Annotated in this window: 16 protein-coding genes and 1 tRNA gene; 2 read left to right on the top strand and 15 right to left on the bottom strand. The window is 51.1% G+C overall.

Features of this window, described 5'->3' with window-relative positions:
* Positions 1 to 14: 14 nt before the first annotated feature.
* From ACTNCH_RS05120 to ACTNCH_RS05090, 7 genes are all read right to left on the bottom strand, one after another.
* Positions 15 to 818: a Cof-type HAD-IIB family hydrolase gene (locus tag ACTNCH_RS05120; RefSeq protein ID WP_441016192.1), complete on the bottom strand. Its 804-nt coding sequence runs from the start codon at positions 816 to 818 to the stop codon at positions 15 to 17.
* A complete protein-coding gene (gene ligA / locus ACTNCH_RS05115) occupies positions 815 to 2,761 on the bottom strand; it encodes an NAD-dependent DNA ligase LigA (RefSeq protein WP_441017806.1) in 1,947 nt (648 codons plus the stop codon). The genes ACTNCH_RS05120 and ligA overlap by 4 nt, the downstream gene beginning before the upstream one ends.
* A gap of 19 nt (positions 2,762 to 2,780) precedes the next feature.
* Positions 2,781 to 3,521, bottom strand: a complete 741-nt coding sequence (locus tag ACTNCH_RS05110; RefSeq protein ID WP_441016189.1) for a pseudouridine synthase — start codon at positions 3,519 to 3,521, stop codon at positions 2,781 to 2,783.
* 164 nt (positions 3,522 to 3,685) lie between these two features.
* A complete protein-coding gene (gene gdhA / locus ACTNCH_RS05105) occupies positions 3,686 to 5,020 on the bottom strand; it encodes an NADP-specific glutamate dehydrogenase (protein WP_441016187.1) in 1,335 nt (444 codons plus the stop codon).
* A 213-nt stretch (positions 5,021 to 5,233) separates the two neighbouring features.
* The gene (locus tag ACTNCH_RS05100; RefSeq protein WP_441016184.1) at positions 5,234 to 5,680 is read right to left on the bottom strand and encodes a hypothetical protein; all 447 of its coding nucleotides are present in this window, start codon (positions 5,678 to 5,680) and stop codon (positions 5,234 to 5,236) included.
* Between the two features lie 88 nt (positions 5,681 to 5,768).
* Positions 5,769 to 6,797: an SH3 domain-containing protein gene (locus tag ACTNCH_RS05095; protein WP_441016181.1), complete on the bottom strand. Its 1,029-nt coding sequence runs from the start codon at positions 6,795 to 6,797 to the stop codon at positions 5,769 to 5,771.
* Between the two features lie 142 nt (positions 6,798 to 6,939).
* Entirely contained in the window at positions 6,940 to 7,830 is an 891-nt protein-coding gene (locus ACTNCH_RS05090; RefSeq protein WP_441016178.1) for a DUF5688 family protein, read from the bottom strand.
* 230 nt (positions 7,831 to 8,060) lie between these two features.
* On the opposite strand from ACTNCH_RS05090, the gene ACTNCH_RS05085 reads away from it, so the two are divergent.
* Positions 8,061 to 8,133 (top strand) — tRNA-Arg (locus ACTNCH_RS05085).
* 120 nt (positions 8,134 to 8,253) lie between these two features.
* On the opposite strand, the gene efp is transcribed toward ACTNCH_RS05085, so the two are convergent.
* From efp to nrdR, 4 genes are all read right to left on the bottom strand, one after another.
* Positions 8,254 to 8,811, bottom strand: a complete 558-nt coding sequence (gene efp / locus ACTNCH_RS05080; protein WP_158362150.1) for an elongation factor P — start codon at positions 8,809 to 8,811, stop codon at positions 8,254 to 8,256.
* Between the two features lie 136 nt (positions 8,812 to 8,947).
* Positions 8,948 to 10,018 carry a M24 family metallopeptidase gene (locus ACTNCH_RS05075; RefSeq protein WP_441016174.1) on the bottom strand — a complete coding sequence of 357 codons (1,071 nt, stop codon included), beginning with the start codon at positions 10,016 to 10,018 and terminating at the stop codon, positions 8,948 to 8,950.
* Complete coding sequence (locus tag ACTNCH_RS05070; protein ID WP_441017804.1) at positions 10,015 to 10,518, bottom strand: YqeG family HAD IIIA-type phosphatase; 504 nt, start codon at positions 10,516 to 10,518, stop codon at positions 10,015 to 10,017. The genes ACTNCH_RS05075 and ACTNCH_RS05070 overlap by 4 nt, the downstream gene beginning before the upstream one ends.
* Positions 10,519 to 10,535: 17 nt before the next feature.
* The gene (gene nrdR / locus ACTNCH_RS05065; RefSeq protein WP_441016171.1) at positions 10,536 to 10,988 is read right to left on the bottom strand and encodes a transcriptional regulator NrdR; all 453 of its coding nucleotides are present in this window, start codon (positions 10,986 to 10,988) and stop codon (positions 10,536 to 10,538) included.
* 158 nt (positions 10,989 to 11,146) lie between these two features.
* Here nrdR and ACTNCH_RS05060 point away from each other — a divergent pair, with 158 nt between their 5' ends.
* Positions 11,147 to 11,398 (top strand): YlmC/YmxH family sporulation protein, encoded by a 252-nt coding sequence (locus tag ACTNCH_RS05060; protein ID WP_441016168.1) that lies wholly within the window; start codon positions 11,147 to 11,149, stop codon positions 11,396 to 11,398.
* A 91-nt stretch (positions 11,399 to 11,489) separates the two neighbouring features.
* Here the strand turns inward: ACTNCH_RS05060 and ACTNCH_RS05055 are convergent, their stop codons facing one another.
* The 4 genes from ACTNCH_RS05055 to ACTNCH_RS05040 form a co-directional block, all read right to left on the bottom strand.
* On the bottom strand, positions 11,490 to 13,277 hold the full coding sequence (locus ACTNCH_RS05055) for a M56 family metallopeptidase (protein WP_441016165.1): 1,788 nt from the start codon (positions 13,275 to 13,277) through the stop codon (positions 11,490 to 11,492).
* Complete coding sequence (locus ACTNCH_RS05050; protein ID WP_158362140.1) at positions 13,274 to 13,651, bottom strand: BlaI/MecI/CopY family transcriptional regulator; 378 nt, start codon at positions 13,649 to 13,651, stop codon at positions 13,274 to 13,276. The genes ACTNCH_RS05055 and ACTNCH_RS05050 overlap by 4 nt, the downstream gene beginning before the upstream one ends.
* A gap of 189 nt (positions 13,652 to 13,840) precedes the next feature.
* Positions 13,841 to 14,350: a CarD family transcriptional regulator gene (locus ACTNCH_RS05045; RefSeq protein WP_441016161.1), complete on the bottom strand. Its 510-nt coding sequence runs from the start codon at positions 14,348 to 14,350 to the stop codon at positions 13,841 to 13,843.
* Between the two features lie 298 nt (positions 14,351 to 14,648).
* A partial coding sequence (locus ACTNCH_RS05040; protein ID WP_441016158.1) for a KDGP aldolase occupies positions 14,649 to 14,850 on the bottom strand: 202 nt, incomplete at its 5' end.

The raw sequence follows: 14,850 nt of genomic DNA, 5'->3' as shown, positions 1-14,850 counted from the left end.
TGTACTGAACTTTTTTAGATCAGGCCATATCTTTTCAGTGCATGGTAAATACCGTCTTCCCACATTCCCTCTGTTTTATAGGGAGCCATGGCAAGTACCTGTGCTTCTGCATTTCCCATAGCGGTGCCATACTCCACATACTGGAGCATCTCCACATCGTTGGGACCGTCGCCGAAGGCGTAAGTATTTTTCAGAGGAATCTCCAGCTCCTCCAGAAGAATCCGGATACCGTCTGCTTTGGAGATTCCCTTCGGCATCATCTCCGTATAGGGATCCTTCTCATACCGGGCCAGTTCAAAGGCCCTGGACAGTTCCGGTACCATTCTTTCAAAGGCTTCCATATCCTGGATTGCCACGGTAATTTTGCAGGCCCGGTCTGTCATCAGCTCCATCTCCTTCAGGCGCTCCGGATATTCCTCCTGCAACCTTTCCACGATACGGAAATAAGAGCCCGCCTCACCGTCCAGCCGGCAGCTCAGATATTCCGGTCCCTCCAGTACCGCAATGCATCCGACCTTTTCAAGCCTGGGTACCACCTGCATAAGAAGCTCATTGGGTAAAAGCTCATTTCGCAGAATTTTATCCCCGTATTCCACACGGGTGCCTGCGCCGCTGATAATTCCATCATGGGGAAGGGAAAGCACCTCCTGAAACACCGTACTGATCGGACGCCCTGTACAGAGGATAACAATATGTCCATTTTCTTTCAGAAGCTTCAGGGCTTCCACGGAACTCTCCGGTATTCCTTTTTCAAACTCATACAGGGTTCCGTCTATATCAAAAAAAAGAATTTTTTTATCTTCTCGACTGTTACTCATAATTTCAAAAAATCCTCCTCGGAAATAACCGGGATTCCGAGCTCCCGGGCCTTTTTATTTTTCGACGAAGACGACGCGGTGTCATTGTTGATGAGATAATCCGTCTTGCCTGTAACGCTTCCGGTTACCTTACCGCCCCGCTTCTCAATCTGTTCCTTCAATTCATTCCGGTTGGCGAAATGATTCAGGCTTCCGGTTACCACGAAGACCTTGCCCTTCAAATCCTGTTCCCCGGATACTTCCTCTTTTACGATCTTCAGTTCAGAAAGCAGCCGTTCAAAACGTTCCCGTTTTTTCGCGTCCCTGAAATATTCCACAAAGCTTCCGGCAATGACCGGGCCGATGCCGTCGATGGCTGCCAGCGCTTCCTCGTCTGCCGCCGGCACCCGTTCCACATCATCGCCAAATTTCCGGCAGATAAGCTTCGCGCCGGACAGACCCACATTGGGGATTCCCAGACTGTAGATGACCTTTGCAAGTGTAGTCGTCCGCGCCCGCTCCACGCTTGCTATCAGATTCTCATAGGACTTCTCCCCGAATCCCTCCATCTCCACAATCTCCGCTTTGTGGGCATTCAGCTTAAAGATATCCGCAAATTCATGGATAAAGCCCCGGGCGATAAATTTTTCCAGGGATGCCTCCGATAAGCCTTCGATATTCAGGGCGTCCCGGCTGACAAACAGTGTAAAGGACTTGATTTTTTTTGCCTGACATTCCGGATTGGTGCAATAGAGGGATTCCACGTCGTTGACCTTCCGGATTTCCGTAGCTCCTCCGCAGACCGGACAGACAGCCGGAATATCCCGGACGCCGCTCCGCGTCTTATTTTCCGCTATCTGGGGAATGATCATATTGGCTTTATAGACCTCGATGGTATCGCCTACGCCCAGATCCAGTCCCCGCATGATACTGATATTGTGGACGCTGGCCCGGCTTACGGTGGTTCCTTCCAGCTCCACCGGCTCAAAGATGGCTACCGGATTGATAAGCCCGGTCCGGGAAGGACTCCATTCGATCTCCTTCAATGTGGTCTCCCGAAGCTCGTCAGCCCACTTAAAGGCCATGGAATTCCGGGGGAACTTGGCTGTCCTGCCCAACGACTCGCCGTAGGCGATATCATCGTACAGCGCCACCAGACCGTCAGACGGATATGCATTGCTCTCGATATGTCCCGCAAACCAGTCCATAGCCTCCGGCAGGGTCGCCTCCGTAACTACCTTATATTCTACCACCTCGAAGCCTTGCTCCCGAAGCCATAGAAACTGCTGTTCTCTGGAATTCTCAAAATCCACATCCTCCGCCCGCACCAAGGCAAAGGCAAAGAAATGGACGTTCCGCTTTGCTGTAATCTCATTGTTCAGCTGCCGTACTGAGCCGCTGCACAGATTTCTCGGATTCTTATATCTGGCGTCCGCCTCCGGAATCTCCTCGTTAATACGCTCGAATTCCCGATAGCCGATCACTGCCTCTCCCCGGAGCACCAATTCTCCCTGAAAGGGAATCCGCAGGGGCAGGTTTTTAAAAACCTTCGCATTGTTGGTGATCACCTCGCCTACCTCGCCGTTTCCTCTGGTAACAGCCTTATAAAGAGTTCCCTCCCGGTAGGTGAGCACGATGGTCAGACCGTCCAGCTTCCAGGAAAGCAGCGTCCGGTGATCTCCGATCCAGGCTCCCAAAGCCTCCCGATCCTTGGTCTTGTCCAGGGATAGCATGGGACTCTCGTGGCGCTCCTTGGGAAGCTCGCTTAAGACTTCATAGCCCACATGCATGGTCGGGCTTCCGGCCAGAACGGTTCCCGTCTCCTTTTCCAAGGCCGCCAGTTCATCATACAGCGCGTCATACTCATAATTGCTCATGAGCTCCCGGGCTTCCTGGTAATAGGCCCGTCCTGCCGCATTCAATTTTTCTGTCAGCTCCTTCTGCCGCATTTTCATTTCTTCTATCTTATTCATCTCTGCCATCCTAATTTTTTGAATCCTTCAGAAGCTCCTGAAGCTCCTCCAGTTCCCGGTCTGTGATCTTCCGCCAGGTTCCCGGCTTCATGCCCTTCAATTCTATATTGAGCACGCGAATCCGCTTCAGGTGCTCCACATGGTATCCCAGAGTTTCACACATCCGGCGGATCTGCCGGTTGTACCCCTGTGTCAGCACAATGCGGAAGCTGCATTTTCCAAGTTTTTTCACTTCGCAGGGGCGGGTTACCGCGTCCAGCAGCACCTCTCCCTTTTCCACCTTCCGAATCCGGACGCCGGACGCCATTTTCTGCAAAAACGCCTCCGTCAGGGGCTTGTTGACACGCACCAGATATTCCTTTTCGTGCCGGTTGGTGGAACGCATCATCCGATTCACCAGGCTTCCGTCATTGGTCATCAGAATCAACCCTTCTGAGTCCTTATCCAGACGCCCGATGGGATAAATCCGGCTGGGATAGCCCACGTAATCTACAATATTGCGTTTTTCCCGCTTGTCCGTGGTGCAGATGACGCCCACCGGCTTGTATACCGCCAGCAGAATCTGCTCTTCCTTCTCGCCGCCGAGAATCACATCTCCCACCTGAACTCTCTGTCCGGGCTGAATTCTCTGCCCCATCTGCGCAGGCTTGCCGTCTACCAGCACCTTGCCTGCTTCTATCATTCTGTCCGCCTCGCGTCTGGAGCATACGCCGGCTTCACTTAAATATTTATTCAGACGAATTTCTTCCATAATCTCCTCCCGCCGCAGTGCGATCATATTTTTATGTAACAGAGGATTCCATCGGAATTTCCTGTTACATAAAAAACAGCAGCAGCGAACGGATTTTAAAAATCCGTCCACCACTGCTTATTATACTGGATATTTTCCAAGGAAGCAAGAAATACCTCCCGGGATTAGCAAACTCCCTGTGCCAGCATAGCGTTGACAACCTTCTCGAAGCCTGCGATATTCGCGCCTACCACATAATTCTTCGCGCAACCGTAACGCTCCGCAGCGTCTGCGGCATTGCGGAAGATATTTACCATAATGCCCTGCAGCTTTGCGTCTACCTCCTCAAAGCTCCAGCTCAGGCGCTCGCTGTTCTGGGACATCTCCAGCGCTGAAGTTGCCACGCCGCCTGCGTTGGACGCCTTGCCCGGAGCAAACAGAATACCCTGCTCCTGGATATACTGGGTTGCCTCCAGAGTGGTCGGCATATTCGCGCCCTCTGCCACTGCGATACAGCCGTTGGCAGCCAGGGCTTTCGCGTCCTCTAAGAGCAGCTCGTTCTGTGTGGCGCAAGGAAGCGCCAGATCTGCCTTTACGCTCCATACGCCGCGGCCCTCATGGTACTCGGAATTGGGACGGTACTTTTTGTACTCGGTCAGACGGGCACGGTTTACCTCTTTGATCTCCTTCAGAGCCGTCACATCAATGCCCTCCGGATCGTATACCCAGCCGTTGGAATCGCTGCAGGTCAGAACCTTTACGCCCAGCTGCGTCGCCTTTTCGATGGCGTAGATTGCCACATTTCCGGAACCGGAAACCAGGGCTGTCTTTCCTGCGATATCGATACCGTTGGCCTTCAGCATTTCCTGGGTGAAATACAGAAGACCGTAGCCGGTTGCCTCGGTTCTCGCCAGAGAACCGCCATAGGAAAGTCCCTTTCCTGTCAGAACGCCCTCATAAAGTCCTGTCAGTCTCTTGTACTGACCGAACATGTAGCCAATCTCTCTTGCTCCGGTTCCGATATCGCCTGCCGGAACATCGGTATCCTTGCCGATATGTCTGTAAAGCTCTGTCATAAAGCTCTGGCAGAACGCCATAACCTCACGGTCGGATTTTCCCTTCGGGTCAAAATCAGAACCGCCCTTGCCGCCGCCGATGGGCAGGCCAGTCAGGGAATTTTTGAAAATCTGCTCAAATCCGAGGAATTTGATAATGCCTGCGTTTACGGACGGGTGGAGACGAAGTCCTCCTTTGTAGGGTCCGATTGCGCTGTTGAACTGGATCCGGTAACCTACGTTTACCTGAACCTGTCCCTTATCGTCTACCCACGGAACACGGAATTTTACCTGACGCTCCGGCTCGACCAGACGCTCCAGAATGGCCTCTCTGCGGTACTGCTCCTCATGCGCTTCCACCACCGGACGCAGAGACTCCAGAACCTCTTTTACTGCCTGATGAAACTCCGGCTCACCCGGATTCTTTGCTACAACGGATTCAATCACTTCATCAACGTAAGACATTTTCATTTCCTCCTCTTGTTTCTCCCTTTTTTGGGTACAAAAAAAGGCGTACCAAATAAGAAACGCGTTATGCTCTTCACGCTTCTTTTTGACGCCTTTGTCGTGGTTTATTATGCCACGGTTTCTTTTCTTTTGCAAGGCTTTTTTTTCGAAAATCCAAAATTATTTTTATTTCCGGAAATTATCTCTCAAATATTTTTGTTTTTCTCCCGTCTATACCGGGTCATTTAAATAACTTTTCAGCCGCTCGATATTCTTCTCCTCAAAGTCCATCAGCTCCTCCGCCAGCTCGCAGTATTCCCGCTTCGCCTCACGGTTTTTCTTCACTGTCTTCATCAAATCCGCGATTCCCTTCGCGTTGCCCTCCATCATCAGTTCAGCCATATGCCCGGTGCTGGTATTTAAAAGCGTTCCGGCCCGCAAAGAAGTCCAGCTCCTGGCCTTTTCCAGTGCCGAAGCGTCCTCCGGCTTCTGGCTGGCTTTTCGTATCTCCTCCGCCGCCCTGTCCTCGAAGCTCAGAAAACGCACCGCCTGCCGGTTCAGATCCAGGGCCAGATCCTCGTCTTCAATCTTACTGATCACCGCATTGATGGCCTCCATTCCTTTCCGGCTGCTGCGATACGTCTCATTTAACACTGCAAAATCCGCATTCGTAAGCATAAAAAATCTCCCTTCCATGAGCCGCCCTTTCCGGGCTTTGCTCATAGAATATGGAGATTTTCCTGAATTATTCACATCTTTTAACCGCTTACTCCAGGAACTCGGTCTTGCAGTAGCATTCTTTTCCGTTGTAGCTTATCTTGCTCCAGCCGTTATCATAGCTCTCGATCTGCGTCACACGCTCACCCTGGTAAGCAGTTCCCAGATACTCGGCGTCGGTACTGGCATCCGCGCGCAGACGGACGCTTTCTTTGAAGCGTGTCTCACGGTTCTGGGCAGTGGCGCTATTCTCCTCCGGCGCTGCTTCCTCCTCTGCCGGCTCCTCTGTAGCTTCTTCTGCAGCCTCCTCTGTATTCTCCTCCGGCGCTGCCTCTTCGGTGTTCTCCTCCTCCGCGGAAGCCTGGGCAATCTTCAGGTAACGTTCCTCCTGCTTTGCCAGGTTCTCGTCCGCAGCCTTGGCCTCCTCATACTTGGTCTTTACTTCCTCCCGGAGCGCCATCACATCGTCCTCCTGGGCTACCTTTTCCACGTAAGCGTTCAACTCGTCGCTGGCCTCTCCGTTAAAGATTACCAGATTTCCCTCGTCATTGGTATATACATACAGCGGGGAAAGTCCCGGCGCCGGCGTATCAATCTGGGCAAACTTCAGCTCATAGTAGACAAATACCAGATAAGAGCCTTCCTCCATTCCCTTTTTGGTATAACAGGAAATGTTCTGATAGCCCTCTACCAGATCCCGGGAACGCAAAATCCGGTTCTGCTCTTCCTCGCTGATCTGATCCTCTACAGAAGCAAGCCCTTCCACATCTCCGGCAGACATACAGTCATAGTACTTCTGCACCAGCTCATTGACCTCGGGGTATGCGTCCTGCAAAAGCTTGTCAGCCTCCTCCAGAGCCTTGGCCTCCGCATTCTCGGAATCCTGAACCGCGCTGGTGGTAACTGACGCGCCCTCCGGAGTTTTCTCCGTGGTCTTACTGCTGCTGATGATACTGCCTCCTGCCGCAATCACCAGGCAGGCCGCGATACAGCCTACGGCTACCTGGCGCTTATGTCCATTTACCCAGTCGCCGAAATGGTCCTTATCAAAAAATTCCTTTATTTTATCAAAATTCATACTTGCCTCCTGTGAATCTGAAACTCTATCTTTTTAATCCTTATTCTTTTTGTAACAATTTCGTAACAAATCGATTGTAACAAACTTTATCACAAAAGGCAACCGTAAATTGTGATAAATTTATGAAAAATAAAACAACTTCTTAAAAATCTATGATTTCCAGCCGTCTGTTCTCCCGGGAATAATAATAAACACTGTCTGACAATACCTCTGTTTCGCGCACCTGGGTCTGGTTCATTTCCCGCACCAGGGCGCACAGCTCCCGGCTATCGCCCACAGCGGAGGCCGGAAGCAGAATCATTTCGTGTACGCTGCTGGGAAGCAGGTAATAGTTCTCCCCGAATCTTTCCAGACATTTCCCCAGCACTCCCTCGTAAAGCAGGCAGGCCGCCCCAAAGGATTTCCGGCTGTTGGTCAGCACATACATGGGCACGCCGGCGCCTTCCGTCGCCTGCTGTCCCCCGGACAGCTCACAGAGCATTTCCTCCATACTGACCAGGCACTCCGGCAGCAGCCTTTGGGTATTCTCCTTTGCCGCCTCATATAACCAGGCTGTATTCCTCCTCCAGAGCTCCAGGTGGCTGTTATGAATCAGCACCGTGGCGTTTCCCACCGGCGTATCGGTCAGCAGGCAGTAAAACACGACCGCCAGATCGAGAAAAGGCAGATGAGGAATCTCCTGCAGCTGCTCCCTGTTTTTCTCATAATGAACCAGCTTGTATACAATGACCGGTCGCACCTGCCTGGGATCCCGGAAGAAGTCCACGTCAAACTGCTGCTCAAAATCCGGAGCTTCGCAGCATTCCAGTATCTGTTCGCAGATCCCCTTTAAGGATCTGCCCTCCAGATATTCCTTATAGCAGGCATCCAGATAAATCATCGGCGCCACCCGCCTGCCCTCTTTCCGGATCGAAAGCCCGTCCATCATGACTCCATTGTTCTTTTCCAGCGGGATCCGCTGCAGCATGGTTCCACCGGGCAGAGATTCACGAAGAAAGCCTGTCATGGAACCTACAAATTCCTGATAGTTCATACTAATTCCTTTCTGATTGATCCTATGTTTTCTTCGCTTTTGTATATTCGGTTACCCTTTTGCTTTTCCGGGGAAGGATGCAGCGAACTGCTGCTGAAATTTGGAAGACGCTCTCATTATACTGGAAGTTTTTTACTTTTGCAATGCCCTTTGTAGATTTTACAAAACTTTTTTCATTTTCCACTTGCACAACAAGGAATTTTGTTGTAGTATAGATAGGTAGCTGATATGCATCTGTAGCTCAGTGGATAGAGCACTGGCCTCCGACGCCAGGTGCCGCTAGTTCGAATCTAGTCAGATGCACTTTCTAATACATTTTCCGCGCCGTCGTTCGAATGGATGACGGCGCGGTTTTGTTATGTAATAGGAAATAAAGATCAACAAACCCCGCAGCTCACACTGCGGGGTTCTTGTAACTAATCCTTATACTCTGGACAGGTACTCTCCTGTACGGGTGTCGATCTTAATCTTGTCGCCCTGCTCTACGAACAGCGGTACGTATACAACCGCGCCTGTCTCTACGGTAGCCGGCTTGGTTGCGCCTGTAGCGGTATCGCCCTTGAAGCCCGGCTCTGTATCTGTGATCTCCAGCTCTACGAAGAGAGGCGGCTCTACTGCAAATACGTTGCCATTGTAGGAACATACTTTAACCATTTCGTTCTCTTTTACGAACTTCAGGGAATCTCCGATATCATCCTTATTCAGGGCGATCTGATCGTAGTTCTCTGTGTTCATAAAGTTGTACAGGTCTCCGTCATTGTACAGATACTGCATCTCTACACGGTCGATTCTTGCTGCCGGGAACTTCTCAGTCGGACGGAAGGTCTTCTCAACCACGCCGCCGTTGATGATGTTCTTCAGCTTTGTTCTTACGAAAGCCGCGCCCTTACCCGGCTTTACATGCTGGAACTCCATGATCTGATATACGTTGCCTTCAATCTCAAGTGTAACGCCGTTTCTAAAATCTCCTGCTGAAATCATATTAAAATTTCCTCCTAATGTCTTAAGCGCAGCCCCCTGCGCATGAAAATTAAACTTGTAACTGCTCGCACACAATTACCTGTATTGTATTCTATAATAAAACGTTCTCTTTTTCAAGACTTTTCTGCGTCCATTCCTATACTTCTGTCAATTCTTTCGGCGAATGGGTCAGATTGCGGATGCCGTTCTCTGTAAGAACCACCATATCCTCGATACGGACGCCCCCAAAATCCGGGATATAGATCCCAGGCTCCACCGTCTCAATCATGCCGGGCCGGAGCACCGTTGTGTCCTTCGGCGACAGGGCGGGCTTTTCATGGATCTCCAAACCGACGGAATGGCCCAGGGAATGACCGAAATACTGCCCGTAGCCCACCTTCTCTATGACGTTCCTGGCCAGCCTGTCGCCCTCAGCGCAGGTCATGCCCGGCTTCAGGCCCGCAAGCGCGGTCTTCTGTGCCTCCAGCACCACACGGTAGACCTCCTTCTGCTTCTCGCTTGCCTTCCCTATCACCACCGTCCGGGTCATATCGGAACAGTAGCCATGATACCGGCAGCCGAAATCCATCGTCACGAAATCACCTGTTTCCAGTTTCTTCTCAGACGGAACCGCATGGGGCATGGCTGAATGATAGCCGGAAGCCACGATGGTATCAAAGCTGGTTCCCTCCGCCCCGTGGCTCCGCATAAAGTACTCCAGCTTCGCCGCAATCTCCAGCTCGGTGACACCCGGCTTCAGTTCATTTAAAATATAGGAAAATGCCGCGTCGCCGATGCTCTCTGCCTTCTCCATCCACTGCAGTTCCTGCTCATTTTTGATTACGCGCAGACCGGAAAGACTGTCTCCCAGCATAAACCAGTGCTCCGGGCCAAAACCGGTCTTCTTCCACAGTCCATATAATGTCCCGTAAAGCATGGAGTCTTCCTCAAAGCCCAGGCGCTCTATCCGATCTTCCTCCAGAAGCTCTTTTAAAAGGACGGCGTAGCCCCGTCCCGCGCTGATGGTCCGCACCTCGCAGCCGCCGCTCTCTTCCTCTGCCTGCAGGGTATACCGGCTGTCCGTCAGAATCACTTTCCGCTCCGGTGTCAGGTACAGATAGCTCTCCGTTCCCGCAAATCCGCTGATATGGCGGATATTGGCCGGGCCGGACACCAGGGCCCCGTCCACCTTTTTTTCTTTTAAAAGCTCTGATATCTTCGATATCATTTCTTCGCTTCCCTTCTCTTATAGAAAAATAAAACGATCTTCTCCAGATAACGCTTCAGCACAATCTGAATCTCCTCATGGGGATCGATGGGCTTTACCAGGATCGAATACATTCCCGCCCGGTTCGCTCCCCACACATCGGTAAATAGCTGATCGCCGATAAACAGCGTATTGCTCCGGTCCGTACCCATACGGGCCATGCCCTCCTGATATCCCCGGCGGCTGGGCTTGTCTGCCTTGTATACAAAGGGCGTATTCATGGCGTCCGCAAAGGGGCGCACCCGGGGCTCCTTGTTATTGGAAATCAGACAGGTGGCAAAGCCGAGGGCGTGAAGCCGCTGAAAGAGCTCCACGCTCTGTGCGGTAGCGGGAGCTCCATGGGGTACCAATGTATTGTCCACATCAAACAGGATGCCGCGAAAGCCCCTGCTGTATAATTCTTCAAAATCAATTCCATAGGTGGAATCTACATATTTTCTGGGGTAAAATGCCTGAAACAGAATGGTTCCTCCTTCTCCTACTTATCGAGCATCTTTTTCAGTTCGCTTAAGAAGGTATTCACGTCCTTAAACTCTCTGTATACAGAGGCAAAGCGCACATAGGCAACCGAATCCAGATCCTTCAAACGATCCATGACCATCTCGCCGATGACGGAGCTGGGAATCTCCCGCTCCTCCCGGTTAAAAATATCGCTCTCAATGGCGTCAATCATAGTGTTGATATCCTTTAAAGGTACCGGCCGTTTGTGGCAGGCCCTTAAAATACCGTCCTCGATTTTACTTCTGTCATAATGCTCCCGGTTATTATCTTTTTTTATTACCATAACCGGAATGGTCTCGATCTTCTCATAAGTGGTGAAGCGCTTACCGCACGCGTCGCAGAGACGGCGGCGTCTTATAGAGCTGTTATCGTCTGCAGGTCTCGAATCAATGACTCTTGTATTTTCCTGACTGCAAAATGGGCATTTCATCTGTATTTCCTCCGGTTGGTTTTCTAATGCATTCAGTATATTACATTTTTATATTTTATGTCAATCATTGTCATAAGAAATACAGGAAAAATGACAGGCACCAAAGCTCTGCTCTTTCATATGATAAGTTTAAGAACCCGGATTTGGGGAGCCCTGCTATGACCTTCTGTGAGCTGCATGAAAAAGATGTAATCAATATCCATGACTGCCGGAGACTGGGCTGCGTATCCGATCTGGTCTTTGATCCCAAAAACGGCTGTATCCTGGCGCTGATTACCACCACTAGCGAAAAGCTCTGGGGCTTTCTGGGAAAAGAAAATGAGTGCGAGATTCCCTGGTGTAAGATCAGGCAAATCGGGCCGGACATTATATTGGTTGATATAGATGAAAAGCTGCATAGACAGCCATAAAGAATGGCCGCAAAAAGGAACTGTATCCAAGTTCTATTCCAGTTCCTTTTGTACGCTTTCGCTATTCGTTTTCACATTGGCTACTTTCTCTTTACCCTATGGGAATCTCCTTCGGCACCCAGATCCGGCTACCCTCGTCGATGCCCGGCTGGGTCATCCGCACCCGGATGGTTCCGTCCGGGAACTCATAATTGACCCATACATCGCCGCCATCCGCGTCTTCCGTCTTCCCTATGCCGCCAGACACGTGCAGGGTCGTCTCCAATGCCTTCGCCGGTGTGGAAAATGCTTCCCTATAATAAGACGGATAGGACTCTGCCACATCGTTCTGTACCAGATAGGAAGCGAAGCTGGAATCCAGATCCGCCGTTTCGTCCGTGGGCTTCAGATAATCCGGCTGCCACATCCGGTAAGCCTCCTCAAATTCTGCAGCACTGGTGATATCATCATAATATTTCGTTTTCCAGGCCGTCACACGGTAGGTATCCCCGTTCTTTTCCAGTGTAATATAATCCTTCCAGGACCACCACAAAGGATCGCTGGTCATGGACGGATAGGTAATCTCTGCCTCTGCATTGCCGTCTCCCATGCTCAGGCTGATGGTCGGGCCGTCTGCCAGAAATGGGCTGGATACGCCCATGGTCTTGGTCCCGTCTTCCAGCACCTGGATACCCAGGTCGTCACTGTGCTGCAGCACCGGGCTCAACAATTCCCAGACGGTATCCGCGTCCCGATTGCCTGCCGCTTCCGCAAAGGTTTTTACCACCTCGTAAATTTTTTCCTCATCACCACCCAGCTTCAGATTTCCACCGGATACAAAGGAAGCCGTATCATCTCCGCTGCTCAGTTTTCCGGCCAGAAAGATGGAAGTGGGACCGTCCGCGCCGCCGATGATGTCCTCGTCGAAAGTCGAAGCCGGATTGGACAGGCAGAACCAGGCTGCGCCCGCCACCAGCGCCACGGCTGCCGCCGCGATTCCTGCCCTGGTCTTTTTATATCGGAGAATATTCTTAATCCGGCTCTTCACGGAATTCTCTCCGAAAGCCACCGGCGTACCAGTCAGAAACGCGCCCGGTGCGGAAAGCTTCAGCAAGAAGGTACTGTAACGCTTCTTTTCCTCCGTCCCCAACTGTTCCAGCACCTGTTCATCGCAGGCCATCTCCATATCCCGGGCCAGCAGTATAAAGGCCAGCCACAGCAGGGGATTGAACCAGTGTACCGCACATACCAGCCAGGCCAGCAATTTTACCCGGGAATCCTGCCGCCGCTTGTGGGTCTTCTCATGCGTCAATACCAGAATCCGTTCTTCTGATGTAAGTCCTGCCGGGAGATAAATCCGCGGCCGCAAAAAGCCCAGCAGAAAGGCAGAGCCTATCCGATCCGACTCATAGACGCCCTCTTCCAGCTTCACTGCCAGCGCCGTCTTCCGACGCAGCCGCAGCCAGGAAAACAGACCGTAAAGCAACACCACTGCCACGCCGCCCAGCCAGATTCCAAACAGTAGCTTTTCCAATATAACCTCTGCTCCTGCCTCCGTTACCGTCGCCGCATTTACAGCCGCAGCGCCCTTTCCATCGCTCAGTGCGCTTCCTATGCGCTCCAGCGCTGCCGTTATTCTTGCGTTCTGGTATCCGGCCAAAATAAAGGTCATTCTCCCGCCTGTCGAGTGAAAGCCCGGCACTCCATTCAGAATCCGGTAAAGACTGAAAGGCGACTGAAATGAAACCGGACACACCGCCCGGAAGAAAACCGGCAGCCACAAAAACGTCAGATATCGCTTGGGCAGCCGCGCAAGAAGCGCCCGCACCGCCAGAACCAGCAGAACCGCCAGTGAAGCAGACAGAGTCAGATTTCCCAATACCGTCATAAAGTCCGTCATCTCATATCCTCCCCGTCTTCCTGATAAGTGTCAATCAGCTGCTTCAGTTCCTCAGCCTCTTTCCGGCTGAGCTTCTTCTCTCCTAGGAATGCTGCCACAAAGCCCGGCAGAGAATGGTCAAACCATTTTTCCACCACAGCCTGGCTCTCGTAACGCTGCACAGTCTCCTTCTTTACCAGGGCTGTCACAGCCCCGTTCTCATTTTTCAGGATTTTCCGTTCTACTAGCTTTCGAAGCACTGTGTAAGTGGTCGATTTCTTCCAACCCAGTCTCGGCAGGCATTCCTTGTAAAGTTCTGTGGAGCTTAAGGGCTCCTTTTCCCATACAATCTCCAGCAGACGGTATTCCGCGTCGTATAGCTTTAAATCTTCCATTAAGCTTTTGCACCTCCATATCTTTTCCACGTTATATGGTCTATCGTTTTAAACCGGTTTATCTGGTTAAACCTTATCATAAACAGCTGCACCTGTCAATCTGCCAATTCTTAAGTTTTTCTTTCTTTTCCGGATCTGAAAAGGACGAAAAACCTTTCCGGCTTTTCGTCCCACTACCGTATCCGCTGTCTATACCTCCAGCTGTTCGATGCTCTGTCCGATATATTTTTTTACCGCGTCCCTGTCCATTCCCAGCACAACAGCCAGCTCCGCGTACAGATGATCTTCCGCCGTATGGAAATACCGATCGTCCACCGTAGTGGCCCGCTTGCCTTCCGCCTCACGCTTCCGGCTCCGGAGATAGGAAGTCTTGATAATCCGGATCCACTCCCCCGGCTTACCGCTTTTGATGGCTTCCTTGTAAAGGCGCTCCCGCTCCCTGTCGTCGGCTTCCTCCAGCTCCTCTATCTGCGGAATCCGCTTTATCAGCATTTCCGCCTCTTCCCTGGTCATAGCGGCCCGCATGGCAATCTTCCCGTTATCCACCGGGGTAAAGATAGTATTGCCCTTCTGGAAGCAGGGTCGCAGCACATAATACAGCTTCTCACCGGAGGCTCCCTTACTCTTCATTCCTGTAATATCTTCTATCTGACACACGCCTGTCGTTCCATACACAATATAGCCGCCTTTTTCAAACATGAGAAACCTCCTTCTTATCATCATTCGTTCTTTCCTTTACACAAAAAAACCGTGCGCGGTCAGCGAAACGGTTTATTAGCTACTATATTCTTATATTAACAGAATATTTTCTGTTTTTCTAATATTTTTTCTTGTATTTTCTGTTTTTCGTGATTTTGCATGATACACACAGAGCCGTTTTTGTGCGATTTTCCTATACTTTTTGAGACTCAGAAACGTGAAAAAGGCAGGTCGGTCTTACGGCCTCCTGCCCTTCTCTTCTGTCTCGTATGTAGGGTCATTTATTATGGAACTATTTTTATACCAGCTCTTTCACGATAGCCAGCAGCTTCTTCACATCATCAATGCGGGTGTTGCCGGTAGCTTTGTCGATGATAGAGGAGTATACATGCGGAATTACCTTCTCCACGCCTGCGTTCAGGATAGTTTCCATGATCTCACGGAAGTTATCCAGATCGATACCGCCGGTCGGCTCCATGATGAAGTGGTTTCTCGCGCAG

This window comes from Candidatus Merdisoma sp. HCP28S3_D10 (assembly GCF_052065835.1).
GTDB lineage: Bacteria > Bacillota > Clostridia > Lachnospirales > Lachnospiraceae > Laedolimicola.
The sequence above is the reverse complement of the archived record's forward strand: the minus strand, read 5'-3'. Positions and strand labels throughout refer to the sequence as shown.